Genomic DNA, 25,410 nt, shown 5'->3' with positions numbered 1-25,410 from the left:
CGGGGCGCTGCGCGCCGCCATGGGGCCCATTCACACTCCGGGATCGGGGCCTCGCACAGCCCGCCATGGCAAAGCCATGGCGGGACAACGGGCGGCGCGGATGGGCGGGGCCGCGCGCCCCTGCCCGCAGCCTGTCACGTCATGACCCGCGCGAAGCCGGGCTGGCCATGCCCTCCGGTCCCGTCACGCCCCGGGCGGCCCTGACCCGCGGCAGGCCGGATGGGCTACACCATCCGGCCCCACCACATCACGGATGGCATTGACCCGTGCAAAAGCCGGACGGGCACATCTCCGACCCCGCCACATCACGGATGGCGTTGACCCCGGCGCCAATCCGGCCGCGCCGTGGCATGCTGCAGGCCAAGGCCTGCCCCGCCGGCCAGATACAGGGAGGACCCGCATGCCGAGCCGCTACGACGAAGCCTATGCCGCAGCGATGGCGGACCCCCTCGCCTACTGGGCCAAGGCTGCCGAGGGCATCGCCTGGGAGGTGGCGCCGCGCACGATCTTCGCCCCCGACCTCGGCGCCTATGGACGCTGGTTCCCGGATGGCCGCCTGAACACCTGCCACAACGCCGTGGACCGCCATGTGGCCGCCGGCCGTGGCGCCCAGCCCGCCATCCTCTATGACAGCCCCGTCACCGGGCGGCGCGCCACCCTCACCTACGCGCAGCTCCAGCAGCGCGTGGCGAAGCTCGCCGGTGCGCTGGCCGCGCTCGGCGTCGGCGCCGGGGACCGGGTGGTGATCTATCTGCCCATGGTGCCGGAAGCGCCGGTGGCGATGCTCGCCTGCGCCCGGCTCGGCGCCATCCATTCCGTCGTCTTCGGCGGCTTCGCCGCGGCGGAACTCGCTGCCCGCATCGCCGATGCCGAGCCGAAGGTCATCGTCAGCGCCTCCTGCGGCATCGAGCCGGGACGCGTCGTGGCGTACAAGCCGCTGCTGGATGCGGCCATCGCGCTTTCGCCGCACAAGCCCCGCGCCTGCCTCATCCTGCAGCGCCCGGAACTGGCCTGCGAGCTGACCCCCGGCCGCGACCAGGATCTGCTGGAGGCCGAGGCCGCCGCCGCGCCGCATCCCTGCGTGCCGGTGGCGGCGACGGATCCGCTCTATATCCTCTACACCAGCGGCACGACGGGGAAGCCCAAGGGCATCGTGCGGGACAATGGCGGCCATGCCGTGGCGCTGCACCATTCCATGGGGCTGCTCTACGGGATCGGCGCCGGCGACGTCATGTTCACCGCCTCCGATGTCGGCTGGGTGGTGGGGCACAGCTACATCGTCTATGCGCCGCTGCTGGCCGGCGCGACCACGGTGCTGTTCGAGGGCAAGCCGGTGGGCACGCCGGATGCCGGCACCTTCTGGCGGGTCTGCGCGGAGTACGGGGTGAAGGCGATGTTCACCGCCCCCACCGCCATCCGCGCCATCAAGCGCGACGACCCGGACGGCAAGCTGCTGGCGGCCTACGACCTCTCGAAGCTGGAAGCCCTCTTCCTCGCCGGCGAGCGCTGCGACCCGCCCACCGCCGAATGGTCGGCCGCGCTGCTGCGGAAGCCGGTGATCGACCATTGGTGGCAGACCGAGACGGGCTGGGCCATTACTGGCAATTTCCGCGGCCTCGGCCTGTTCCCGCCGCGCTTCGGCAGCGGCGGCAAGCCCTCCCCCGGCTATGTGGTGAAGGCGCTGGACGAGGCAGGGCACCCGCTGCCGCCCGGCGAGACCGGGACGCTCGCCATCAAACTGCCCCTGCCGCCCGCCTGCCTGCCCACCCTCTGGCAGGCGGAGGAGCGGTTCCGCGACGCCTACCTCGCCGCCTTCCCCGGCTGGTACAACACCTCCGACGCCGGCGTGGTGGATGCGGAGGGCTATGTCTCCGTCATGTCCCGCACCGACGACATCATCAACGTCGCCGGCCACCGGCTGAGCACGGGGGCCATGGAGGAGGTGCTGGCCGCCCACCCCGATGTCGCGGAATGCGCCGTGGTGGGGGCGAAGGACAGCCTGAAAGGCCAGGTGCCGCTGGGGCTGGTGGTGCTGAAATCCGGCGTCTCGAAGCCGGAAGAGGTGCTGGCGAAGGAGCTGGTGGCGCTGGTGCGGGAGCGGATCGGGCCCGTCGCCGCCTTCAAGGATGCGCGGGTGGTGGCGCGGCTGCCGAAGACGCGCAGCGGCAAGATCCTGCGGGCGACGATCCGGAAGATCGCCGATGCGGAGAGCTACACCGTGCCGCCGACGATCGACGACCCGGCCATCCTGGGGGAGATCGAGGGGGTGTTGCGGCAGTAGGGCGCGATCGGTTGAGGTCGACTCGACGGAAACCGTGAATCACGCCATCAGACAATGGTCTAGTGTCCCGATTCCGAAGTCCTGCGGACTTCGGAATCGGGACACTAGGCGGGGCGCCGCCCCGCACCCCGGCAGAGGGCGCTGCCTCGTTGGCGGCAGTGCCGCCGACCCCGCCGGGGCCAGGACCTGGCGCCGGACCCGGTCCGAACCGGTACCCGGGTGGGACCGAGCGCCGTACTCGCCAGATGCGGAAACCGGCCGCGGCTTCGCGCATCCATGTGAGGGAGAGCGCCGCTCTGCTAGAGCGGTTTCACGCTGACTGTGCAGCGCGAAACCGCTCTAGCTTATGGCTTGTAGAGCAGATTCACGCCTCCGGGCGATGCCGCCCTCCGGCGATCTGCTCTAGCCTCGGCGCACTGCAGCACTGGAGGTGATCCTGTCCCGCCGCATCCTGACCCTGACCCTGAACCCCAGCCTCGACATTGCCGCGGACGCCGAGGCGGTGGTGGCGGTGCGCAAGGTGCGCACCAGGAATGAACGCTTCGACCCCGGCGGCGGCGGCATCAATGTCTCCCGCGTCGTGCGCATCCTGGGCGGGGAGACGCTGGCGTTGATCGCCAGCGGCGGCCTGCCCGGCGCGGTGCTGGAGGAGCTGCTGACGCGGGACGGCCTGCCCTTCCGCAAGGTCCCGATCGCCGGCTGGACCCGCATGGCGCAGACGGTGAACGACCTCTCCACCCGCAAGGAATTCCGCTTCGTGCCGGAAGGGCCGGTGCTGAGCGCGGTGGAATGGCAGGCCATGCTGGATTTGCTGGCGGAGGAGGCGGGCGATTGGGTCATCGGCAGCGGCAGCCTGCCCCGTGGCGTGCCGGACGAGTTCTATGTCCGCTGCGCCGAGATCACCCGGCGCCAGGGGCGGAAGCTGGTGCTGGACACCTCCGGCGCGCCGCTGAAGGCCGCCATGGGCCAGGGCATCTTCCTCATCAAACCTAGCCGGGGCGAGTTCGAGACCCTGGTCGGCCGCCCCCTCGGCACGCCGCGGGCGCTGAACGAGGCGGCGCTGCAGGTGGTGCGCAGCGGCCAGGTGGGGATGGTGGCGGTCTCGCTGGGCCATCAGGGCGCCCTGCTGGCGACGCAGGAGGGCATCATCCGCCTGCCCGCCCTGGAGGTGCCGGTGAAGGGCGCGGTGGGCGCGGGGGATAGTTTCCTCGCCGGCATGGTGGTGGCGCTGGCCCGTGGCGAGAGCCCGAAGGAGGCCTTCGCCTGGGCCATGGCCACCGGCGCCGCGGCGGTGATGCAGGCAGGCACGGCGCGGCCGCGGAAGGAGGATGTGGAGGCGCTGCGGCGACAGATCGGGGAGGTGTGATGGGGACTTCGCCCCCTTGTCCCCGGGCAGGGGCTCCGCCCCCTGCACCCCCGCCGGAGGTTGCCGGCAGCGCCGGCAACCCCCTCCCCGGATCCCGGTGTGAGTCGGCAGGTTCAACCGTCGGGTCCAAAACTTACACCAGGGTCCAGGTCCTGGCCCCGGCGCGGTACGGGGGCAGAGCCCTTGTCGGGGCAAGGGGGCGGAGCCCCTTCTCTATCCCCGCACCCCCACCACCGCGCTCCGCGGCGGCACGTCCGGCTGGAAATCCGGCCAGCGCGTTCCCGGCCGGGCAAACCGCGCCCCTGGCCCTGCCCCTGGATGCCGCACCCCGATGAAGATCGTCCCACCTTCCGGCGAGACCGCTGCCCCACCCACGCCCGCGCCCCGTGGCGCGCCGTAGAGCGGCAGGGGCACGCCGCGCCCGGGCCCGTCCAGCGCCACGCCGAACAGCGCATCCGCCTGTTCCGTGTCCCGCCCGCCGCGATCCGTGCCCACCCAGGCCCGGCCATGGCTGTCCACCGTCACCGTATCCGGGTTGACCGGCCAGGCGCTGCCCGGCGGCAGCCCCGGCCCGCCATAGCGGGCGGCCGAGCTGCCCGGCGGCCCGGCGGCGAAGAGCAGGGCGGCCGTCGCGCCCGGCGCCGCATCGTCGCCCCCTGCCGCCGTCAGCTCGATGACGTGGCCGAAGGGCCGGGCCGGGCTGCCCTGGCAGGCCAGCAGCAGCCGCGGCTTGCCGGGGTCCAGGCCAAGGCCGCAGGGGGTGTCGAAGCCGGTCCCGCCTGCCGCGGCGGCGGCGCCCAGGGGCTCCGCCCCGGGCGGCAGGGGTATCCAGCTCACGCTCTCCCCCTGCATCCGGCAGACGAAGAGGGTGCCGCTTTCCAGCGCGCCCTCCGTGGTGGCCGGCCCGGCGGAGACGAAGCGGAACAGGTAGCCGCCCTCCCGCCGATCCGTCTGATAGACCACCGCGCGGCCGTCCTGCGCCAGGGTCGCCGCCACATCGCCATGTGGGAAGCGGCCGAGCGCGGCCCGCTTGGCCGGCAGGGATTGCGGGTCGAAGGGGTCCATCTCCGCGACGAAGCCATAGCCGGCGGCATCCAGCCCGGGGATGCGGCGGGTCCAGAGGCCGGGATCGCCCTCCGCCAGCAGCAGCGTGCCCCAGGGGGTGACGCAGCCGCCGCCGACGCCCAGCAGCCCGCGCACGCTGCCCTGGCCCAGCCGGCAGAGGGTGGCGAGGCCGAGGCGGCGGCTCTGGAAACCGCCATCCACCAGCACCCAGCGGCCGCCCTGGCGCTCCAGATTCAGCAGGGAGGCGCCTTGCAGCGCCGCCGCCAAGGCCGGCCGGTCCCGGCCGGAGGGGAAGGCCATGGCAGGGTCCACATGCGGGTGGCCCACGGCGAGCACGGCGCGCGGGGCGCCATCCGTCGCCGGCAGGCGCGGCGTGGCCAAAGCGAGGATGCGGGCATCCCAGCCGAACTGGCCGGCGGCGCCCTCCGCATCCTCGGCGGCCGGGTTCCAGGCGGCGGAATCGAAGGCCACGCGGTCCCCCCAGCGGATCAGCAGGTCGCGCTGCCAGCCCGGGGCGATGCTGTCGTCCTGCTTCACCGGCAGGGGCAGCGGCCCCAGCGGCGCCTGCCGCGGGCCTTGCCGCGGGGCCTGGCGAGGCTGGGCCCGGGCCGGGGCGGGCGCCGCCAGCGCCGCGGCCAAGGGGGCTGCAAGGGCGGCGCGGCGAGGAATCATGCGGGGTGCTCCTCGATGCGCGGCGGCCGGTGGACGGTGACGGGCGGCAGCGCGCCCTGCCATTTCTCCACCTGCACCAGGCAGGATTGCGCCGAGGGCCCCTGGCCGAGGGTGGAGGTCCCCACATCCGCCGTCAGCACGTTGGGGTTGCCGTGGACGCAAATACTGTCCGGGTCGCCCGGCACCAGCGGGTCGTACCAGGCGCCGGTCGCCATGGCGACGACGCCGGGCAGGATGTCCGGCTTCAGCCGCACCCCGCCGAGGCAGGCGCCGCGGGCGTTGAAGATGCGGACGATGTCGCCCTCGGCGAGGCCGCGCGTGGCGGCGTCCTGCGGGTGCATCAGGATCGGCTCCCGCCCCTGGATCTTGTCCGCCGCCGCGACGCGGCCGGTGTCGAGCTGGCCGTGCAGGCGCGTCGCGGGCTGGAACGAGAGGAGGTGCAGCGGGTAGGTCTTCGCCGCCGCCGCGCCCAGCCATTCCCGCGGCGGGATCCAGACCGGGTGGCCGGGGCAGTCGGCATAGTTGAAGCCGGCGATGGTCTCCGAGAACAGCTCCACCTTGCCGGAGGGGGTGTTGAGCGGGTTGGCCTCCGGGTCCGCGGCGAACTCCGCGAATTGGGTGTAGTCCTCGCCGGGCGCGATGTCGGGCACCTCGACATGGCCGGTGGCCCAGAATTCCTCGAAACCGGGCGCGGCGAAGCCGGTCCTGGCGGCGGCCTGGCGGAAGCGTTCGTAGAGGTAGCGCAGCCAGGCGGCCTCGTCCCGCTGCTCGGTGAAGCGGTCGCGGTAGCCCAGCGCCTCGGCGATGTCGGCCAGCATGTCCACGTCGTTGCGCGCCTGCGCCACGGGCGGGATGGCCTGGTGCATGGCGCGGAGGAAGCGGTCGCGGTTGGCGCAGGCGATGTCGTTGCGTTCCAGCGTGGTGGTCGCCGGCAGGACGATGTCGGCATGGCGGGCGAGCGCGGTCCACCAGGGCTCCTGCACCACGATGGTCTCGGCGCGGGACCAGGCGCGCAGGAAGCGCGGGAGGTCCTGGTGGTGGTGGAAGGGGTTGCCACCGGCCCACCAGATGAGGCGGATATCCGGCAGGGTGATGGCGTTGCCGTTGAAATGCAGCACCTCGCCGGGGCGTTCCAGCATCTCCGTCACGCGGGCGACGGGGATGTAGAGGCCGACCGGGTTGCGGATGGTGGGGGTGGCGACGGTCGGCACCTCCCGCCGCGGCGTGCCCATGCCGTTGATGCTGCCATAGCCGAAGGCGACGCCCTGCCCCGGCTTGCCGATGCGCCCCAGCATGGCGGCCAGCGCCACCAGCATCCAATAGGGCTGCTCGCCGTAATCGGCGCGCTGCAGGGACCAGGCGGCGGTCAGCATGCAGGGCTTCGCCGCGCACTCCAGAGCGAGGCGGGTGATGGTCGCGGCCGGCACGCCGGTGATGGCGGCCGCCCATTCGGGCGTCTTCGGCGTGCCGTCGCTCTCGCCGGTGATGTAGGGCCGCAGCTTCTCCCAGCCGACGCAATGCGTCGCCAGGTAGAAGCGATCCTCCTGCCCCGCCGCCAGGATGGCATGCGCCATCGCCAGCATCATCGCGGCATCCGTGCCCGGGCGGATCGGCACCCATTCGGCGCCGAGCTCATCCTCCACATCGCCCTTGTAGGGGCTGATATTGACGAAGCGGACGCCGGCGGCGGCGGCCTGGCGCATCAGCGGCAGATAGGCGTGCTGCCCGGCGCCGCCCGAGGTGACCATGCCGTTCTTCGCCGCCAACCCGCCGAAGCAGAGCATGAGCCGCGCATGCCGCGCGATCGCCGCCCAATCCGTGATGCGGCCCAGCAGCACCTCGTTGGTGCCAAGCAGATGCGGCAGCAGCGCCTGGCCGGTGGCGTAGGAATAGGCGTTGACCGAGGTGGTGTAGCCGCCGCCGAGGCCGAGGAAGCGCTGCAGTTGCGACTTCGCGTGGTGGTAGCGCCCGGCCGAGGACCAGCCATAGGAGCCGCCATAGATGGCGGTCGGGCCGTGCTCCGCGCGGATCCGCGCCGTCTCCTCCGCCAGCAGCCGCGTCGCCCGGTCCCAGGAGACCGGCACGAAGGCGTCGCCGCCGCGCGGATGGCCGCGCCGCCTACCCTCCAGCCAGCCCTTCCGGACATGCGGCCGGTCGATCCGGGCGGCGGAATGCACCGCATCCGGCACCGCCTGGATCAGCGAGCCGGGGAAGGGATCGCGGCCGAAGGGACGCACGCCGGTGACGCGGCCATCCTCGACCACGGCGTCGAAATAGCCCCAATGGGCGGCATGCGGCTTGATTTCGGTCATCGGAACAGCCCCTGAGCAATGGCATCCGCCGGATCGGGTCTTTTGCCATCGCGGCCCGGGGGGCGTCCATTGCGCGCGGCCGGGAATGCGGCGGGGCCGGCCGCGGCCCGGCCCTGCGGCACCTGCTGCCGCCTGGACCGCCCAACGGCATGGCTGCTGCAAGCGGGACACGGGACGGCGCCCTCCTGCCGGTGCGAAAGGCCGCGGCGCGATGGTTTCCGCCCGGCGTAAAAAATGCTTTACACTTCGGCCGCCGACCATCGCTGACCGGGCGACCCGCCCCCTGCCGCTCCGGCGACGGGGGCAGCGGCGCCTTCCCCGGCGACGCCCACTGGAAAGAAGGCCCTTCCATGACCCCGCCCCGCAATTCCAACGTCGCCCGCGACATCGCCTATGCGCTGCACCCCTATACCGACCACAAGGCGCATCTGAAGGACGGCCCGCTGGTCATCGGCCGCGGCAAGGGCGTGCGCGTCTTCGACGAGCAGGGCAAGGAATACATCGAAAGCGTCGCCGGCCTGTGGTGCGCCAGCCTCGGCTTCGACAATGAGCGGCTGGTGGAGGCGGCGGCGGCGCAGATGCGCAAGCTGCCCTTCTACCATTCCTTCACCGCCAAGTCGCATGAGCCGCTGATCGATCTTTCCGAGATGCTGATCGAGCGCGCGCCGGTGCCGATGAGCAAGGTGTTCTTCGCCAATTCCGGATCGGAGGCGAATGACAGCGCCATCAAGATGATCTGGTACATGAACAACGCCATCGGCCGGCCGGAGAAGAAGAAGATCATCGCCCGGCTGAAGGGCTATCACGGCATCACCATCGCCGCCGCCTCGCTGACCGGCCTGCCGGCCAACCACAAGCTGTTCGACCTGCCGCTGCCCGGCTTCCACCATGTCGGCACGCCGCATCACTACCACAACGCGCAGCCCGGCGAGACGGAGGAGCAATTCGCCACCCGCCTCGCCGAGGAGCTGGAGCAGAAGATCCTGGCGGAAGGCCCGGAGACCGTCGCCGCCTTCTGGGCGGAGCCGATCATGGGCGCGGGCGGCGTGATCCTGCCGCCCGAGACCTACTTCCCGAAGATCCAGGCCGTCCTGAAGAAGTACGACGTGCTCTTCGTGGTGGATGAGGTGATCTGCGGCTTCTGGCGCACCGGCAATTACTGGGGGACCCAGACCTTCGGGATCGAGCCGGACATCCTGGTCTGCGCCAAGGCGCTTTCCGCCTCCTATTTGCCGATCTCCGCCGTGATGGTGAACGAGAAGGTGTTCCAGGGCATAGCGGAGGGCTCCTCCTCCATCGGCACCTGGGGCCATGGCTTCACCTATTCCGGCCATCCGGTGCCGGCCGCCGTCGCGATCGAGACGCTGAAGATCTATGACGAGATGGATATCGGCGCGCATGTGAAGAAGGTGGGCGCCTATATGCAGGCGCAGCTCCGCGCCCGCTTCGCCGACCACCCGATGGTGGGCGAGGTGCGCGGCACCGGCCTGATCGGCGCCGTCGAGCTGGTCGAGGACAAGGCGGCGAAGAAGAATTTCGATCCCGCGAAGAAGGTCGGCCCGCGCCTGACCAAGATCGGCGAGGCGAATGGCGTCATCCTGCGCGCCATGACCAATGACGTGCTCGGCTTCTCCCCGCCCCTCATCATCACCGAGGCGGAGGTGGACGAGATGTTCGACCGGGTGGCGAAGTCGATCGACGAGATCGCCGTCACCGTCCGGCGCGAGAGCATTTCGGCGGTTTGAGCGGCGCCAGGGCGTGAGCGCTTGAGGTGGGATCACCGGAGAGCGTGGGTCAGGTGACCGGACAGGATATCGGGGCGGGGGGCGGGAACGCCGCCCGGCCCGGTGCGGCGCGGCGCGGGTCGCGGTGGCGGCCCGCCGCGCCGGCCGATGCGCTGGGGGTGGCGCTGCTCGTCGCGCCGCTCGCCGGCGTGCTGCAATCCAAGGCGTTGGCGCCGATCGCGCTCCTCGGGCTGCTGGGCGCGGTGGGGCTGCATCGCCTGCGGCGGGGCGCCTGGCCCTGGCCAGGCGGGGTGGCTGCCGCGGCGGCGCTCGGGCTGTTCTTCTGGGCGCTGGTGACGGCGCTCTGGGCGCCGGTGGCGGGGCTGGCGGCCTTCACTGCGGTGCAGATCGGGGCTTTCGTCGCGCTGGGCGCGGCGGCGGCGCGGGCGCTGGCGGCGGAGGAGGAAGCGGCGCGACAGCGGCTGCTGCTCTCGGCCAGTATCGGGCTGGCGCTCGGCATCGCCGCGGCGGGGGTGGATTACGCCACCGGGCACGCCATTCGCGGCTTCGTCCGCGGGCTGAAGGCGCCGCCGGCGACGCTGGTGTTCGGGCTGAAGCCGGCGGCCTCGGCCATGGGCCTCTGGCTGCCGCTGCTGGCGGTGGCGCCGCTGCCGCGCTGGCTGCGGGCGGTGGGGCTGCTGGCGGGCGGCGCGGTGCTGGCCTGGCTGCCGGGGGAATCGGCGAAGATCGCGGTGGCGGTCGGTGCGGTGGCAGGCGTCTTGGCCTGGGTGGCGCCGCGGATGGGGCCGCGGCTGGTCGGGGCCGGGCTGGCCGGCGTGCTGCTGCTGACGCCCTATGTGCTGGGGCCGGTGCTGGCGCACGGCATCCCGGCGGCGGGCTGGCCGCCCTCCGCGGCGCATCGGCTGCTGATCTGGGATTTTGTCGGGACGCGCATTGCCGAGAAGCCGCTGCTGGGCTGGGGGATGGAGGCGAGCCGCAACATCCCCGGCCATCGGGACAGCGCCCCGCCGGAGGTGCTGGAACGCTTCGGCCTGACTACGTCGCACGCCGCCACCTGGATCCACCGGGCCGAGCTGCTGCCGCTGCACCCGCATAACGGCGCGCTGCAATTGCGGCTGGAGCTGGGGATTCCCGGCGTGCTGCTGGCGGCGCTGCTGGCCTGGTGGCTGGGGGTTGCGGCGGCGCGCTCGGCTGCCCCGCCGGTGGCGGCGGCGATGCTGGCGGCGGGCAGCGTCACCGGGATGCTGAGCTTCGGCACCTGGCAGGAATGGTGGGTGGGGGCGGAATTGCTGGCGCTGGCGGCGGCCGGGGCGCTGATGAGGAAGGGAGCTCCTTAGAGCGGTTTCACGCTGACTGCGCAGCGCGCGAAACCGCTCTAGCTTATGATTGTAGAGCAGATTCACGCCTCCGGGCGATGCCGCCCTCCGGCGATCTGCTCTAACCCTCCGTCAGGGCTGTGCCCCCATAGGCGCGAACCGATGGGGCTTTGCAGCAGAGGGCGCCGCCCTCTGCACTCCCGCCGGGGGGTGACCATCCCCCCGGACACTCCGGTCTGAGTCGGCAGGTTGAACTCTCGGGTCTGAAAACTCGCACCGGGGTCCGGGGCCAGGTCCTGGCCCCGGCGGGGGTTCGGGGGCAGAGCCCCCGATCTTTTCCCCGGGTAGTGCCCACGGGGCAGCAAGGGGCAAAGCCCTCGGCTACCCCACCCGCAACGCCGCCAGCGCCTGCCGCACCGCCACCACGTCCAGCCCCGCCAGCGGCGCATGCCGCAGCACCGCCACCGCCCGCCCCCGCGGCGCGCAGAGCGCCGGGTCGCTGTCCGGCCCGAACAGCGTCAGCGTCGGGCAGCCGGCGGCGGCGATCAGGTGGCTGGGTCCGGTATCGTTCCCCACCGCGAATTCCGCCCGCCGGGCCAGCGCCCCGATGGCGGCGAAGCTGGTGCGGCCCGTCAGGTCGATGGCACCGGGCGCCGCTTGCCGGATCGTCGCCGCCAGCGGCGCCTCCGCTGCCGCGCCGATGATGACCGCGGGTAGCTCGAGCCCGGCTGCCAGCGCGCCGAATTGCGCCGCCGGCCAGCGCTTGCCGGGGCGGAGGGGCGAGGCGCCGGGGACCAGCAGGCAGAACCGCGCCGGCAGGGCAAAGCCGCTGAGGTCGGCCTGCAGCCACTCCAGATCGGGCGCCGGGAAGTCCCGGATGCCGGCCATTTCCAACTGCTCCCGCTGGCGTTCCACGGTGTGCATCGCGTCCCGCGCCGGGTTGGCGTGCGGGTGGCTGGCGCCGCCGGCGATGCCGGACCACTCCGCCTGCCGCCCGACGAACCAGCGATAGCGGGAGGAGCGGGAGGAGGTCTGCAGGTCATAGACCCGGGCGAAGCCGGCGCCGCGCAGCCTGCGGGCCAGGCGGAGCACGGCGGGCAGGTTGCTCCAGGCCGGGCGGCCATCCGCCCAGATGCGGTCGAACCAGGGGCTGCCCCGCAGCAGCGCGGCATAGGGCGGGGTGGTGAGCAGGGTGATCTCGGCGCCCGGGTGGTGGGCGCGGATGGCGGCGAAGGGCCCGAAGGCCTGCACCACATCGCCCAGCGCGGCGAGCTTGATGACGAGGATGCGGGTCATCCGGCTGCTCCCCCCGCCGCCGGCGGCGGAGGGTTGGGCTGCGGGGGGATGCCGGCCTGGGGTGGCCGGCGCGCCTGGCCCCGGCTGGGGGGATGCGCGACCCGGCGCAGCCCGGCCCCGCCCCCCGGGGCGGGGGAGAGGGTCGGAGCCTGTTGCGCAAGGGCCTGCGGCGCGTCCCGGCGAAACTTTTCCGCCCTGGCGGCCCCCGCATCCCGGCCCGGAGGCAAAATCCGCCGCCGATCCGCTGCCGGGACCCCTGCGGCACAGGCTCCTGGTGCGGTGCTCACAGCAGCTCCCGGTACACGGCCAGCGTCGCCTGCTGCATGGCCGCGGTCGTGTAGTGCGCCAGCACCGCGGCGCGCGCCCGGGCGCCGATCGCGGCGCGCGCCGCCGCCGGCATGGCCAGCACCGCGGCCAGCCTCGCCGCCAGCGCCGCCGGGTCCCCCGCCGGCACGCGCCAGCCGGTCTCGCCTTCCGTCACCGTCTCCCGCGGCGCGCCGAGATCGGCGGCGATCACCGGGCGTTCCATGGCCTGGGCCTCGATGACCGTCCGGCCGAAAGCCTCGGCATCGGTCGAGGCATGCACCACCACATCGGCCAGCAGCAGCGCCGCGGGCATGTCCGTGGCATGGCCCACCAGCTTCACCCGCTCGCCGAGGCCCAGCGCGGCGATCCGGGCTTCGAGCTCGGCGCGATACCCCCCCTCCCCCACCAGCAGCGCCACGGACTCGCCCGGCAGCCTCGCCATGGCCTCCAGCAGCACCCCCTGCCCTTTCCAGCGGGTCAGCCGGCCGGGGAGCATCACCACCTGGCGCCCCGCCGGCACGCCCCAGGCGGCGCGCAGCGCGGCGAGGCGTTCGGGCGTCACCGCCGCCGGGCTGAAGGCGCGCGGATCGACCCCGCGGGGGATCAGCCGCAGCCGGTCCGCCGCCACGCCATGCCGGGCGCGGATGTGGTCCGCGATGAATTGGCTGATGGCGATGACCCGGTCCCCCCGCGCCATGACGGAATTGTACAGCCGCTTGCCCGGAAAGCCCTCGTTGTAGGTGCCGTGATAGGTGGTGACGAACGCCGCCCCCGTCCGCCGCGCCGCCAGCAGCGCGGACCAGGCCGGGGCGCGGGACCGGGCATGGATGACCGCCACCCCCTCCGCCCGCACCAGCTGCGCCAGCGCCCCGGCATTGGCCAGGATCCGCACCGGGTTCTTCGTCGCCAGAGGCAGTGTCATATGCCGCGCCCCCAGCGCCTCCAGCCCCGCCACCAGCGGCCCGCCGGCGGAAGCGACCAGCGCCCGGCCGCCGGCGGCGACCACCGCCTCGGCGATCTCCAGCGTGCCGCGCTCCACCCCGCCCGAGACCAGCGCGGGCAGCACCTGCAGCACCGTCAGGCTCAAAGCGGCGCCGGGGCGGCCAGGCCGGCGGCAGCGGCGCGGGCAGCGAGCGCCGGCGGGATGGAGGGATGCAGTTCCACGCCCCGGGCCATTGCCTCCGCCCGCCGCGCCCAGGCCCGGGCGCCGGGCAGACGCGGTGCCGGGCCGCCGGGGATGGGCGGGTTGCCGCGCACCACCTCGGCCATCCAGCCGGACTCGGCGAGGAAAGCCTCGGCGCCGGCGAAGCGCGCCGGGTCCAGCACCAGGATCAGCAGGGCGGCGCCCCAGCCGGTGGGTTCCGTCACCCGCCCGCCGCCCGCCAGCCCGGAGGTCAGCGCCTCCACCAGCAGGCCGAGGCCGAACCCCTTATGCCCCGCCGCCATGCCGCCCAGCGGCAGCAAGGTGCCGCCCGGCTCGGTGAAGAAGGCGTTGGGGTCGGCGGTGGGCTGGCCCTCTGCGGTCAGCAACGCGTCGAAAGGGAAGGTTGTGCCCTCCGCCCGGCGGCGCGCCGTCATGCCATTGGTGGTGATGGACATGGACACGTCGATCATCACCGGCCCCGCCGCGCCGGGCCAGCCGGCCGCGACCGGGTTGGGGGTGATGATCCGCCGCGTCCCACCCCAGGGCGCGACGGAAGCGGTGGCAGGATCGGAGGACCAGATCAGCAGGACCTGCCCGCGTTCCACCACGCGCGGCAGGTAGGCGGCCAGGCAGGCGATATGGTGGCTGCGGCGGATCGCGACCGCCGCCAGCCCGTAGGCCGCCGCGCGCTCGCTGGCGAGGTCGGCGGCGCGGCGCACCAGCCAGGGGCCGGGCAGCTTGCCGCCATCCCAGGTCTCGACCACCGGGGTGGCGGAGAGAATCTCGGGCTCACCGGCGGCCCGCATGTCGCCGCTGGCCAGGCTGTCCAGATAAGGGCCCAGCAAGGCCAGGCCATGGGTGTCATGGCCCAGGAGATCGCCCTCCACCAGCGTCTCCGCCACGACGGCGGCACGGTCCGGGGCCAGCCCCCCACGCTCGAACAGCGCGGCGGCAAGGGCGATGAGGGCGGCAGGGGCGTAGCGCTCTGGCATGCGGCGTTCCTTGCCCGGGGCGGGGGCGGCGTCAATCTCGGGATGGGCGGCGAGACGGTCCCGGCAGCCCATCCTCGGGCCGTGCTCGCTTCGGTCAAGGCCGCTCCGGGCTGCGCCCGCCGCGCCGCCTCCGGCGGTGGCCGCAAGCGGCCAGCCCTGACCGAAGCTGTGCGCGACCCGCCCGAAGAATTCGGCCGGGACGGAGAAACGGCCCTTTCAACCGAACCGAGAAACAGGAGGGAAAGAAGAGAAGTGCGTCGGCAGAGCCGGGGGCGGGTGGCGGAGACGGGAGGGCTGGGACATGGCCGCGCCGCTGCTCAGATGCGGGAAAGGCAGCCGCCGGGCCCGCCGGACAGCGGCCTGGCACCGGCGAGGCGGGCGAGGCCGGCAGGGTCCCGCGTGGCGAAGACCCAAAGCCCGCCCTCTACCGCCACCGGCGTCGCATCGGCACTGGCGACCAGGCGAAGCGCCGCCTCATCCGAGAGCTGGAACGCCAGCAGGGCCGGCCCGGGGGCGGGCCAGGCGGCGCCCAGCCCCGCCGCCAGGACCAGCATGGCCAGCCCCTCCGGCCGCGGCGCCGGGCCGCGCCGCCGCCAGAGCAGGCCGATCGCCAGGGCGGCAAGGCCGAGGAAGAAAAAGGCCAGATCCCACCAGATCGGCTGCTCGGCCTCCTGCCGGATGCGATGCAGGCCGAGCGCCCAGTGATTCACCACCGCATCCAGCACATGCCAGGCGCCGAAGCCCATGGCGAAACCGGCGCCGAACGCCCTTCCCTGCCCCTTGCCCTGCTCTGGCCGCGGCCAGAGCAGGGCAAGGCCAAGGGCCAGCACTAGGTAATGCGCCGCGTGGAAGGCGCCATCCCATTGCACATGCCAGCGCAGCAGCCCCACGGTCCCCCCCGGACGCCAGCCGCTGAGCAGATGATGCCATTGCAGGATCTGGTGCAGCAGGATGCCGTCCAGGAAGCCGCCGAAGGCGAAGCCCATCAGCGCCCCGGCCCAGCCCATGCGCATGCTGTCCCTCTCCATGGCGGCAGCAACACCGGCGCGGCGGCGGAGTTCAGGGAGCCGGCACCCCGGCCCGGCCGCGGCGCGCCTATCTCGCCCGCGGCGCCGTCGCCACGGCCACGCCAGGCGGTGGGGCGGTTTGCGAAACCCCTGCCCCCCGCTACTCTTCCCGCCCGAATTGGGGGGAAGAGGCAATGCTGCGGCCGGATGCGAATGCGCTGCCCAAGGATTGGCGCCAGGGAAGTTTCGCCGCCCGGGCGATGACGCCGGAGGGACCGATCGCCCTCGCCTTCCTGCAGGGCGCCGCCTTCGACATGACGCCGGCCTTCGGCACCGTTTCCGCTTGGTTCAACGCACCGGACCCGGTGGCCGCCATCCGCGCCAAGGGCGTGCCGCTCGCCTTCGACCTGCCGGCCGCGCTCGCCAACAGCGCGCATGGCGCCTGCAACCCCGCGAAACCCTGGCTGCTGGCGCCGATCGATCTGCAGGCGGTGAAGGCCTGCGGCGTCACCTATGTCCGCTCCATGCTGGAGCGCGTCATCGAGGAGCGCTGCCGCGGCGATGCGGCGCGAGCCGAGCAGGTGCGGGCGGAGGTGCGCGGCATTCTTTCTGGTGGCGGCAACGCCGCCGGGGCTGGTGGCGGCAGCGCTGCCGGGGGCGAGGACCTCTCCGCGGTGAAGCCGGGCAGCGCCGAGGCGATGCGGCTGAAATCCGCGCTGGTGGCGAAGGGCTGGTGGAGCCAGTACCTGGAAGTCGGCATCGGCCCGGATGCCGAGATCTTTTCCAAATGCCCGCCCATGGCCTCGGTCGGGCCGGGGGCGAAAATCGGCGTGCATCCGGACAGCCAATGGAGCAACCCGGAGCCCGAAGCCGTGCTGGCGGTGAATGCGCGCGGAGACATCCTCGGCGCCATGCTGGGCAATGACGTGAACCTGCGCGATGTCGAGGGGCGGAGCGCCCTGCTGCTCGGCCGGGCGAAGGACAACAACGCCTCCTGCGCCCTTGGCCCGGTGCTGCGGCTGTTCGATTCCGGATTCTCGCTGGACGATGTGCGCCGGGCGGAGATCGCACTTTCGATCACCGGCACGGATGGCTTCACCCTGGCGGAAACCGGCGCCATCGGCGACATCAGCCGCGATCCGACCGAGGTGGTGGCGCAGATGATCGGGCCGCACCATCATTATCCGGATGGCGCGGTGCTGTTCCTCGGCACGCCCTTCTCGCCCAGCAAGGATCGCGGCGCGCCGGGCATGGGCTTCACCCACAAGCCGGGGGATGTGGTGCGCATCGCCGCCGCGCGGCTGGGCGCGCTGGCGAATGAGGTGGACCGGACGGATGCCTGCCCGCCCTGGGATTTCGGCACCGGCGCGCTGTTCGCCAGCCTGGCGCGGCGGGGGCTGCCGCGGACATGAGCCTGGGCGCATCCCAGGCCCCGCGCGGTCCATGGGCCTCGCCGGAGCTGCCGCGGAGATGAGCGCGGGCGCACCCCCGGCCCAGCCCTTCCCTGCGGAGCGCGGGAGGGAGGAGAGCGGCGTTGTCCGGCGGGAGGGCGTGGACCTGGCCTGGCGCCGGCTGCCCGGGCAGGCGCCGGGGGTGGTATTCCTGCCCGGCTTCAACAGCGACATGCAGGGCAGCAAGGCCACCGAGCTGGCGGATTGGTGCGCCGCCCGGGGCCGCGCCTTCCTCCGCTTCGACTACTCCGGCCATGGGGCGAGCGGCGGACGCTTCGAGGACGGCACCATCGGCACCTGGCTGGCCGATGCGGCGGCGGTGATCGCGGCGCAAAGCGAAGGCCCGCAGATCCTCGTCGGCTCCTCCATGGGCGGCTGGATGGCGTTGCTGCTGGCCTCGCGCGGGCTGGTGCCGGTGGCCGGCCTCATCGGCATCGCTGCCGCGCCGGATTTCGTCACCCGCATCGAGGCGGGGCTGTCCGAGGCGGCGCGGGCGGAGATGGCCGCCACGGGGATGTGGCGGCGGCCCAGCGCCTATGGCGACCCCTACCCCATCACGCGGCGGCTGCTGGAGGAAGGACGGAGCCACCTGCTGCTCGGCGGGCCCATCCCCATCGCGGCGCCGGTCCGGCTGCTGCATGGCCAGCAGGATCCGGATGTGCCCTGGCAGCTCGCGCTGGAAATCGCTGCCCGGGTGACCACCGCCGATGCGCAGGTGACGCTGGTGAAGGATGGCGACCACCGCCTCTCCCGCCCGCAAGACCTGGCGCTGCTGCGGCGGACCCTTGCCGCGCTCCTCGGCGGGGAGGACGCTTAGCCGCTCCCCGCCGGCTCGGAGGGCACCGGGCAAGGCGGGCGCCCCTCCGGCGGCGGCATTGCTCGCGCGGCGCTGCGCCGGAGCTTCAGCAGGGACGGCGCTTGGCCCCTCCCGCCGGCTCGGAGGGCATCGGGCAAGGCGGGCGCCGCTCCGGCGGCGGCATTGCTCCCGCGGCGCTGCTGCGCCGGAGCTTCGGCAGGGACGACGCTTGGCCCCTCCCGCCGGCTCGGATGGCAACGAGCAAGGCGGGCGTCGCTCCGGCGGCGGCATTGCTCACGTGGCGCTGCTACGCCGGCGCCCCGCCGCCTTCCTCGGCGAGGACGGCCCGCAGCCCCTCCCGCCAGCTCGGGTAGCGCCAGGCGATGCCAAGCGCCGCCTTGGTGGCGCCATTGGTCACCCGCCGATTCTCCGCCCAGAAGCTGCGCGCCATGGGAGACATGGTGGCGAGCGCATCCGCGAAGCGGATAGCCGGCGGTGGCGCCAGGCCGAGCAGCGCGGCGGCGCCTGCCATCACCTCGGCGCTTTCCGCCGGCGCGTCATCCACCAGGTGCAGCACCCGCACGCCGGGCGGCACCGCCTGGCGCAGCGCGGCCAGCACGGCCAGCGCGATATCGTCCCGATGGATGCGGCCGAATGCATGGCCGGGCTTCACGATCTGCCGGACGGTGCCGGCGCGGAGATCGTCCAGCACGCTGCGGCCGGGGCCGTAGATGCCGCCGGTGCGGAAGAGATCCAGCGCCCTGCCCGCGGCCGCCGCCCGCCAGGCCTCCTCCGCCGCCAGGCGGCGCTGGCTGCGCGCCTGGCCCGGGGCGGGCGGCGTCGCCTCGTCCACCACGGCGCCGCCGCGGTCGCCATAGACGCCGGTGGTGGAGAGATAGCCAATCCAGCGCAGCCTGGGCGCGGCGCGGATCGCCGCCGCATGGGCGGCGAGGACCGGGTCGCCCGCCTCCCCCGGCGCGGCGGTGACCAGCAGATGGGTGGCGGCGCGAATCGCCGGGCCAGCCGCGGCGAAGGGCAGCAGGGTGACGCCCTCGGGTGGCGGCGCCACGCCGGGCTGCCGCACCGTGCCGGCCACCTGCCAGCCCGCCGCCACGGCCTGCCGCGCCACGGCGAGGCCGCTATAGCCCAGCCCGGCGATCAGCAACCTGCCTGTTTCCGCTGCAAACTTTTTCGTCATCTGCCCGATCTGGCATCCCTCTGGACCGAAGGCTAGAGTGCCGGCGTGACTCCACCTCGTCCTGTCCTACTGGGCGCTGCCTTGGCAGCCTTGCTGGCCCTTGCCTCCGGCGCCACCTTCCTGCTGGGGCGCGGGCCGACGGCCGAGGCGGCGGATGAGGCCTCCCCCGTGCCGCCGGAACTGCCGCGCCTGGCCCAGGGGCCGGAATATGAGCGCTGCCTCGGCCTGCTGCGCACCGACCCCGAAGAAGCCCTGAGCAATGCCGAGGCCTGGGAGGCCAATGGCGGCGGCGATGGCGCCCGGCATTGCGCCGCGCTGGCCCTGCTGGGCATGGGCGAGGCGCCGCGGGCGGCGGAGCGGCTGGAGGGGCTGGCCCGTACCGCCCGGGCCGGCAGCGGCGCGCGGGCCGCGGTGTTCGCCCAGGCGGTGCAGGCCTGGATGCTGGCGGGCGAGGCCGGCCGCGCCTTCGCCGCCGCCACCATGGGGCTGACCCTGGCGCCGAGCGACGTGGACCTGCTGCTGGACCGCGCCGTGGCGCTGGGCACGCTCGGCCGCTACGCCGAGGCGCTGGAGGATGTGGACCGGGTGATCGCCCTGGCGCCGGGAAGGGCCGAGGCCTGGGTGTTCCGCGCCGCGGCGCAGCGGCGGCTGGACCGGGTGGACCAGGCGGCCAGCGATGTGGACCGCGCTCTGACCCTGGCCCCGGCCAATGCCGAGGCGCTGCTGGAACGCGGCATCATCCGCCAGCTCAAGGGCGATGTGGCCGGGGCGCGGGAGGATTGGGAGAAGGCGGTGAGCCTGGCCCCGGACAGCGCGACGGCCGATCTGGCCCTGCAGAACCTGGCGCTGAACGAGGCCGGGCCGCAGCGGCGCTAGCCCGACCGACCGCGCCGGCGGAGGCGCGTCCAGGCATCTTCCACGGCGTCGCAGACGCTCCTCCCGCAAGCCACGGTGCCGGTGCAGGCCAGGGATGCCGCGCGACGGCACCGCGTGTGACGCCGAAGGGTGCTATCGCACGATGCGCGGCTTCGTCGAGACGACAGGGGGCGGAATGCGATGTGGCGCTCGGTGCCGCCGCACGATGCGCGGCTTCGCCCTTGAGGTGCGATCGGCACCAGGGCCCTGGCTTGCGGTGCGCCCGACGCTGGCGAGCGCGCAAGCCACGCCCGGATGCGACGGCGTGCCGCGCTCCCTCCCCCGCTGGCGGGGAGGCTGGGCGGGGACGGCCGGCATGGTGCACCCCCGCCTACTGCTCCCCGGCAGGGAACCGCCTATGGCCGCGCGACGCGCCGCCGCCCTATGCTGCGCCGCCACAATGCCGGACCCGTGTCCCATGCCCGCTTCGCTCCCCGTCCTCATTGCCGGCGCCGGGCCGGTGGGCCTGGTTGCCGCCGCCGCGCTGCACCGCCAGGGCATTCCCGTCGTGGTGCTGGAAGCGGAGGGCGCGCTGCCGGACGAGCTGCGCGCCTCCACCTTCCACGCCCCGACGCTCGACATGCTCGACGAGCTAGGCGCGGCGCAGCCGATGATCGCCGAGGGGCTGGTCGCGCCGCATGTGCAGTACCGCAACCGCGACCACTCCCTGATCGCGGCGTTCGACTTCACCGACATCGCCGACCTCACCCGCCACCCCTTCCGGGTGCAGGTGGAGCAGTACAAGCTGGTGCGCATCCTGGCCCGGCTGCTGGCGGGCCAGCCGGGCTTCACGCTCCGCCTCGGCGCCGCGGTGGAAGGGGCGGAGGATCTCGGCGACCGTGTGCGTGTGACGCTTTCGAATGGCGAGGCGGTGGAGGGGAGCTGGCTGATCGGCGCCGATGGCGCGCATAGCGCGGTGCGTCGCGCCGCCGGCATCGATTTCCAGGGCTTCACCTGGCCGGAGCGCTTTCTGGTGCTCTCCACGCCCTACGAATTCGCCGACGCCATCCCCGGCCTCGCCGATGTCTCTTACTATGCCGATCCGGAGGAGTGGTTCTTCCTGCTGCGCGTTCCCGGCCTGTGGCGCGCCATGTTCCCGGTGAAGCCGGAGGTCAGCGAGGAAGAGATCGCCTCCGACGCTTTCGCCGCCGCCCGCATGGCCCGCATCGGCGTGGGGCCGGACCGCTTCGAGATCCGCCACCGGACGCTGTATCGCGTGCACCAGCGCGTGGCGGAGAGTTTCCGCAAAGGCCGCATCCTGCTGGCCGGCGATGCTGCGCATATCAACAACCCGCTCGGCGGCATGGGGCTGAACGGGGGCGTGCATGATGCGGTGAACCTGGCGGAGAAGCTCGGCCAGGTGATGCTGCACGGCGCCGATGCGGCGCTGCTGGACCGCTACGACCGCCAGCGCCGTGGCGTGACGGTGGAGCACGTCCAGCGCCAGACCATCGCCAACAAGCAGAATCTGGAAGCGGCGACGCCGGAGGCCCAGGCCGATTTCCGCCGCCGCATGGCGGAGGCGGCGGCAGACAAGGCCAAGGCGCATGCCTATCTGACGCAGATCTCGATGCTCGGCAGCCTGCGGCGGGCGGCGGAGATCCAGTAGATCCCCACGAAGCTGCTGCGCAGCCCCGCCGGGGCCCCGGGGAGTCGCTCTTTTCCCCGGGCATCGCACAGCCTGCCACGGCGAGGCCGCGGCAGGGCAGCAGGCGGCGCGGGCGGCTACCGCGCGCCCGGCGACCAGCTCGGCTTGCGCTTCGCCTTGAAGGCGGCGATGCCCTCCGCCGCCTCGGGGCTGGAGGCGGTGCGGGCAAAGCTGGCGGCGCCCGCCTCGGCATAGCCCTCCGGCGAGACCGGGCCGAGCGCGGCGAGCAGCCCCTTGGTCTCGGCCAGCGCCATCGGCGCGCCTTCCAGCACCGCGGCGATGCTGGCCTGCACCTGCGCCTCCAGCGCCGCCGCGTCCGGCACCACCTGGTGCACCAGCCCGATCCGCCCGGCCTCCGCCGCGTCGATCACCGCCGCTTCCAGCACCAGCCGCGTCACCGCCGCGCGGCCGGCGCGGCGGGCCAGCCAGGGCAGGATCTGCGCCGGCACCAGGCCACGCCGCACCTCCGGCGCCGCGAAGCGCGCCGTGGCGGTGGCGAAGGCGATATCGGCGGAGCAGCAGAAGCCTAAGCCCCCGGCATGGCAGCTCCCCTCCACCGCCGCGATCACCACCTGGGGCAGCATGGAGATGTCCAGGAAGCGCTGGCCGGTGCGGCGGTTGCGCACGGTCTGCCGCGCCAGCTTCTGCTCCGGTGTCTCGTCGCTCGCCACCTCCGTCAGGTCCAGGCCGGCGCAGAAATGCCCGCCGGCACCGCCGATGACCAGCACGCGGGCGGTGGTGTCGGCCGCCAGCTCCGTCAGCAACGCATCCCAGGCCGCGCCCATCGCCGTGCTCAGCGCGTTGCGCCGCTCCGGGCGGTTCATGGTGGCGCGCACCACCGGGCCTTCGCGCGTGACCAGCAGCGGGTCGTGATCGGCCATTCGCTCTTCCTCCATAGGCTTGAGGAAGGGCTCTGCCCTTCCCCAAACGTTGGACGCAGTGCGTCCAACCCCGCAAAGGGCCAAAAGGCCCTTCGAGATGCAAAACTCATGGTTTCCAAAGGCCCTTCGGCCTTCGGCGAGGGGAGCTCGAGGGGAGCGGAGCTCCCCTCGATGTCAGCCCAGCACCTTGGCCAGCAGCTCCGCCGTCCGCCCATTGGCGATCGTCGCCGCCCGCGCATCCCAGGCATGCCCGCCCAGCCGCGCGAAGGCGTGGTCCACGCCCGGATAGACATAGGCCGTCACCTGCTTGTGCCCCTTCAGCCCCTCCAGGATCTTCGCCTGCGCCTCGGGCGGGACGAATTTGTCCTTCTCCGCGATGTGCAGGATGGTCGGCGCCTTGATGCTGCCCGCCTCGCCCAGCAGCCCTTCCAGCCCGACGCCGTAATAGCTGACATGCGCATCCGCATCCGTGCGCGCCGCGGCCATGAACACCAGCCGCCCACCCAGGCAGAAGCCCATCGTCGCCACCTTGCCATTCGCCCCTTCCAGCCCGCGCGCCGTGGCGATGGTGGCCGCGATGTCCTCGATGGCCTTGTCCTGGTTCATGCCGTTCATCAGCGCGAAGGCCTTGTCCCACTGGTCCTGCCCGGCATCGGGGTCGAGCTGCACGCCGGCTTCCTGCCGCCAGAACAGATCCGGGCTCAGAGCGATGAAGCCCATATCGGCCACCCACTCGCTCAGCGCGCGCATATTGGCGTTCACGCCGAAGATTTCCTGGATCATCACGACAGCCCCGCGCGCCTCCGGCGCGACCGCCCCGCGCGCCCCTGGCGCGACCGCCCCGGCGGGCTTCGTCTTCGGCGTCGCCAGATAGGCCGCGAAGCTGCCGCTGCCGTCACTCGCGCTGATCATGATCTCGGCCATGGCGATTCCCCTCCTTGCCTTGGGCGTCTGCGTTCGCATCTAACCACCCATGCGCCAGCTTGCCACGCCCCTCGCCGTGACAATCGCCGCTGGCCTGGTTGCAGGCGCCGGCACCGCGCAGCCGCCGACGCCGCTGGAAGCCGCGGGCTGGCACCATGCGGCATGGCACGGCATGGCATCGGCGCAATTCCGCCCGCTGCCGGAAGGCGGAGTGCTGGTGGAAGCGCTCGGCCAGGGCAGCTTCATCTGGCGCCGGGTGCCGGGGCGGGCGGAATGCCTGAGCTGGCGCTGGCGGGTGGAGCACGGCCCGCCGCCGACCGACCTCACCCGGCGCGGCGGGGATGACCGGGCGCTGTCCGTCGGCGTCGGCTTCGCCGGCTGGCCGCCGCATGCCACCTTGTGGCAGCGCAGCCAGCACGCCCTCGCCCAGGCGGCGGCGGGCGGCCACCCCTTGCCGCGCAGCGTGCTGATCTTCGTCTGGGGCGGCACGGGACGGGAGCCCTCGCCCTTCCCCAGCCCCTATATGGCGGGGCTTGGCCAGGTGCGGGTGCTGCGTCCCGCCGATACGCCGCGCGGCCGCTGGTTCGAGGAAAGGGTGGATCTGGCGGCGCTGTGGCGCGCGAGCTTCGGCGGCGAGCCGCCGATGCTGCAGGAACTCGTCATCGGCACGGATGCGGATGATACGGGAAGCCGGGTGGAGGCGCGCGTCGAGGCGATCCGTTTCGGGCCGTGCCGTTAGAGCGGCTTCACGCTGACTATGCAGCGCGAAACCGCTCTAGCTTATGGATTGTAGAGCAGATTCACGCCTCCGGGCGATGCCGCCCTCCGGCGATCTGCTCTAGCGCGGGATCGGTTGAGCTGCGCTCACCCCCGCTCTAGCCCATTGTTCGGTCGTGTGATTCACGGTTTCGGTCGATTCGACCTCAACCGATCACGCTCCAGGGCGCGGGCGGAGAGAACGGGAAGATGGTGGCCTCCCTCCCCCGCTGGCGGGAGGGAAAGAGGGGGTTACCCCTTCTCGAACAGCGCCTCGGCCAGGGCGGCGATGCGCTCGCCCTGGGCCAGCTTGGCGCGCCACGTCGCCGGAATGCCCGAGGCGCCGTACAGCGCCCCGGCCAATTGCCCCGCCACCGCCGCCACGCTGTCCGCATCCTCGCCGAGATTCGCCGCCAGCAGCACCGCGTCGCGGAAATTCTCCGTCTCCCATACCGCCCACAGCGCCGCTTCCAGCGTGTGCACCACATAGCCGGTGGCGCGGATCGCCGCCCGCGGCTTCGCCTTGTACTCGCCGGCCGAGATGAACAGCACCTTGGGCGAAAGCGCCATCACCCGCTGCCGCGTGGCGCCGTATCTGTCGGCGCCGGTCAGCGCGTCGATCAGCATGGAGGTGAAGAGCTTGCAGGCATCCAGCACCTCCGGCGCCGCATGGGTGGTGCGGGATTGCTTCACCGCCTCCTGCTCCGCCAGCCGGCGGTCGCCACGGCGGAAGATCGCCAGCGGCGCCAGCCGCACCAGGGAGCCATTCCCCGCCGCCTCGGGCGCGTAGCTGCCCGCCGCCGGGTCGCTGCCGGCGATGTAGCGCTCGATCGCCGCGCGGGTGGTGATGCCGATGTCGAAGCAATGCCCCTTCACCGTGTTCTCGCCCCGCTCCAGCCAGCGGCGGAAGCGGGCCATCAGGTCTTCCTGGTCCAGCTCGCCCTCGGCCAGCAGCGATTCCGCCAGGCAGAGCGCCATGGTGGTGTCGTCCGTCCACTCGCCCGGTGCGAGGGCGAAGGGGCCGCCGCCGACCATGTCCGTCAGCGGCGGCTGGCTGTCGCGGGCGGTGAATTCCAGCGTGGTGCCCACCGCATCGCCCACCGCCAGCCCCAGCAGGCAGCCCAGCGCCCGGTCGCGCGCGGCGTCCTCGTCCGGCGCGGGCCAGTCCGGCCCGGGCAGCGCCGGCGCCACCGCTGCCTCCGGCGGCGGCAGCACCGGGCCGGGATTGGCGCTGTCCATCTTCGCCTGCAGCCGGGGCGAGACCCGCGGCAGCAGATGCGCATAGGCTGCGAGCTTGGCGGCGACGAGCCGGAAATCGTCCTCGGGCGCGTCGCTCATC

19 protein-coding genes are annotated in these 25,410 nt (G+C 73.1%); 9 read left to right on the top strand and 10 right to left on the bottom strand.

Features of this window, described 5'->3' with window-relative positions; genetic code table 11:
* Positions 1–400 precede the first annotated feature (400 nt).
* Positions 401–2,281 carry an AMP-binding protein gene (locus tag E5N76_RS01805; protein WP_149535586.1) on the top strand — a complete coding sequence of 627 codons (1,881 nt, stop codon included), beginning with the start codon at positions 401–403 and terminating at the stop codon, positions 2,279–2,281.
* A 430-nt stretch (positions 2,282–2,711) separates the two neighbouring features.
* Positions 2,712–3,647: a 1-phosphofructokinase family hexose kinase gene (locus E5N76_RS01800; protein ID WP_235907534.1), complete on the top strand. Its 936-nt coding sequence runs from the start codon at positions 2,712–2,714 to the stop codon at positions 3,645–3,647.
* A 213-nt stretch (positions 3,648–3,860) separates the two neighbouring features.
* Here the strand turns inward: E5N76_RS01800 and E5N76_RS01795 are convergent, their stop codons facing one another.
* Together E5N76_RS01795 and E5N76_RS01790 are read right to left on the bottom strand one after the other, a co-directional pair.
* Entirely contained in the window at positions 3,861–5,384 is a 1,524-nt protein-coding gene (locus E5N76_RS01795; RefSeq protein ID WP_187829912.1) for a PhoX family protein, read from the bottom strand.
* Entirely contained in the window at positions 5,381–7,696 is a 2,316-nt protein-coding gene (locus tag E5N76_RS01790) for a molybdopterin-dependent oxidoreductase (protein ID WP_149535584.1), read from the bottom strand. Before E5N76_RS01790 ends, E5N76_RS01795 begins: the two co-directional genes overlap by 4 nt.
* Before the next feature lie 350 nt (positions 7,697–8,046).
* On the opposite strand from E5N76_RS01790, the gene E5N76_RS01785 reads away from it, so the two are divergent.
* Together E5N76_RS01785 and E5N76_RS01780 are read left to right on the top strand one after the other, a co-directional pair.
* Complete coding sequence (locus E5N76_RS01785) at positions 8,047–9,441, top strand: aspartate aminotransferase family protein (RefSeq protein WP_149535583.1); 1,395 nt, start codon at positions 8,047–8,049, stop codon at positions 9,439–9,441.
* Positions 9,442–9,494: 53 nt separating this feature from the next.
* On the top strand, positions 9,495–10,778 hold the full coding sequence (locus E5N76_RS01780; protein WP_149535582.1) for an O-antigen ligase family protein: 1,284 nt from the start codon (positions 9,495–9,497) through the stop codon (positions 10,776–10,778).
* A gap of 360 nt (positions 10,779–11,138) precedes the next feature.
* On the opposite strand, the gene E5N76_RS01775 is transcribed toward E5N76_RS01780, so the two are convergent.
* From E5N76_RS01775 to E5N76_RS01760, 4 genes are all read right to left on the bottom strand, one after another.
* Complete coding sequence (locus E5N76_RS01775) at positions 11,139–12,053, bottom strand: glycosyltransferase family 9 protein (RefSeq protein ID WP_149535581.1); 915 nt, start codon at positions 12,051–12,053, stop codon at positions 11,139–11,141.
* Between the two features lie 283 nt (positions 12,054–12,336).
* Positions 12,337–13,446 (bottom strand): glycosyltransferase family 4 protein, encoded by a 1,110-nt coding sequence (locus tag E5N76_RS01770; protein ID WP_149535580.1) that lies wholly within the window; start codon positions 13,444–13,446, stop codon positions 12,337–12,339.
* The gene (locus tag E5N76_RS01765) at positions 13,443–14,495 is read right to left on the bottom strand and encodes an Ldh family oxidoreductase (protein WP_149535579.1); all 1,053 of its coding nucleotides are present in this window, start codon (positions 14,493–14,495) and stop codon (positions 13,443–13,445) included. Before E5N76_RS01765 ends, E5N76_RS01770 begins: the two co-directional genes overlap by 4 nt.
* 317 nt (positions 14,496–14,812) lie before the next feature.
* The gene (locus tag E5N76_RS01760; RefSeq protein ID WP_149535578.1) at positions 14,813–15,523 is read right to left on the bottom strand and encodes a DUF2243 domain-containing protein; all 711 of its coding nucleotides are present in this window, start codon (positions 15,521–15,523) and stop codon (positions 14,813–14,815) included.
* 173 nt (positions 15,524–15,696) lie between these two features.
* Here E5N76_RS01760 and E5N76_RS01755 point away from each other — a divergent pair, with 173 nt between their 5' ends.
* Together E5N76_RS01755 and E5N76_RS01750 are read left to right on the top strand one after the other, a co-directional pair.
* The gene (locus E5N76_RS01755) at positions 15,697–16,914 is read left to right on the top strand and encodes a fumarylacetoacetate hydrolase family protein (protein ID WP_149535577.1); all 1,218 of its coding nucleotides are present in this window, start codon (positions 15,697–15,699) and stop codon (positions 16,912–16,914) included.
* 58 nt (positions 16,915–16,972) lie between these two features.
* Positions 16,973–17,770: an alpha/beta hydrolase gene (locus tag E5N76_RS01750; protein ID WP_149535576.1), complete on the top strand. Its 798-nt coding sequence runs from the start codon at positions 16,973–16,975 to the stop codon at positions 17,768–17,770.
* Positions 17,771–18,056: 286 nt separating this feature from the next.
* Here E5N76_RS01750 and E5N76_RS01745 read toward each other — a convergent pair whose 3' ends face one another.
* Positions 18,057–18,947, bottom strand: coding sequence for a Rossmann-fold NAD(P)-binding domain-containing protein (locus E5N76_RS01745; protein WP_149535575.1), 891 nt, complete (start codon positions 18,945–18,947; stop codon positions 18,057–18,059).
* A 90-nt stretch (positions 18,948–19,037) separates the two neighbouring features.
* Here E5N76_RS01745 and E5N76_RS01740 point away from each other — a divergent pair, with 90 nt between their 5' ends.
* Both E5N76_RS01740 and E5N76_RS01735 read left to right on the top strand, forming a co-directional pair.
* Entirely contained in the window at positions 19,038–19,823 is a 786-nt protein-coding gene (locus tag E5N76_RS01740) for a tetratricopeptide repeat protein (protein ID WP_235907533.1), read from the top strand.
* A 457-nt stretch (positions 19,824–20,280) separates the two neighbouring features.
* Positions 20,281–21,471, top strand: coding sequence for an FAD-dependent oxidoreductase (locus E5N76_RS01735; protein ID WP_187829910.1), 1,191 nt, complete (start codon positions 20,281–20,283; stop codon positions 21,469–21,471).
* A gap of 116 nt (positions 21,472–21,587) precedes the next feature.
* On the opposite strand, the gene E5N76_RS01730 is transcribed toward E5N76_RS01735, so the two are convergent.
* Positions 21,588–22,391 carry an enoyl-CoA hydratase/isomerase family protein gene (locus E5N76_RS01730; RefSeq protein ID WP_187829909.1) on the bottom strand — a complete coding sequence of 268 codons (804 nt, stop codon included), beginning with the start codon at positions 22,389–22,391 and terminating at the stop codon, positions 21,588–21,590.
* 174 nt (positions 22,392–22,565) lie between these two features.
* Entirely contained in the window at positions 22,566–23,315 is a 750-nt protein-coding gene (locus E5N76_RS01725) for a dienelactone hydrolase family protein (protein WP_149535571.1), read from the bottom strand.
* A 49-nt stretch (positions 23,316–23,364) separates the two neighbouring features.
* Between E5N76_RS01725 and E5N76_RS01720 the strand changes: the two genes are divergently transcribed.
* Complete coding sequence (locus E5N76_RS01720; RefSeq protein ID WP_149535570.1) at positions 23,365–24,054, top strand: DUF3047 domain-containing protein; 690 nt, start codon at positions 23,365–23,367, stop codon at positions 24,052–24,054.
* Between the two features lie 269 nt (positions 24,055–24,323).
* On the opposite strand, the gene E5N76_RS01715 is transcribed toward E5N76_RS01720, so the two are convergent.
* Positions 24,324–25,409 carry an ADP-ribosylglycohydrolase family protein gene (locus tag E5N76_RS01715; protein ID WP_149535569.1) on the bottom strand — a complete coding sequence of 362 codons (1,086 nt, stop codon included), beginning with the start codon at positions 25,407–25,409 and terminating at the stop codon, positions 24,324–24,326.
* Position 25,410: the final 1 nt, after the last annotated feature.

The sequence above is a fragment of the Siccirubricoccus phaeus genome, assembly GCF_008360935.1.
GTDB classification, from domain to species: domain Bacteria; phylum Pseudomonadota; class Alphaproteobacteria; order Acetobacterales; family Acetobacteraceae; genus Siccirubricoccus; species Siccirubricoccus phaeus.
Note: the sequence above shows the minus strand (reverse complement) of the source record. Positions and strands in the feature narration are given on the sequence as shown.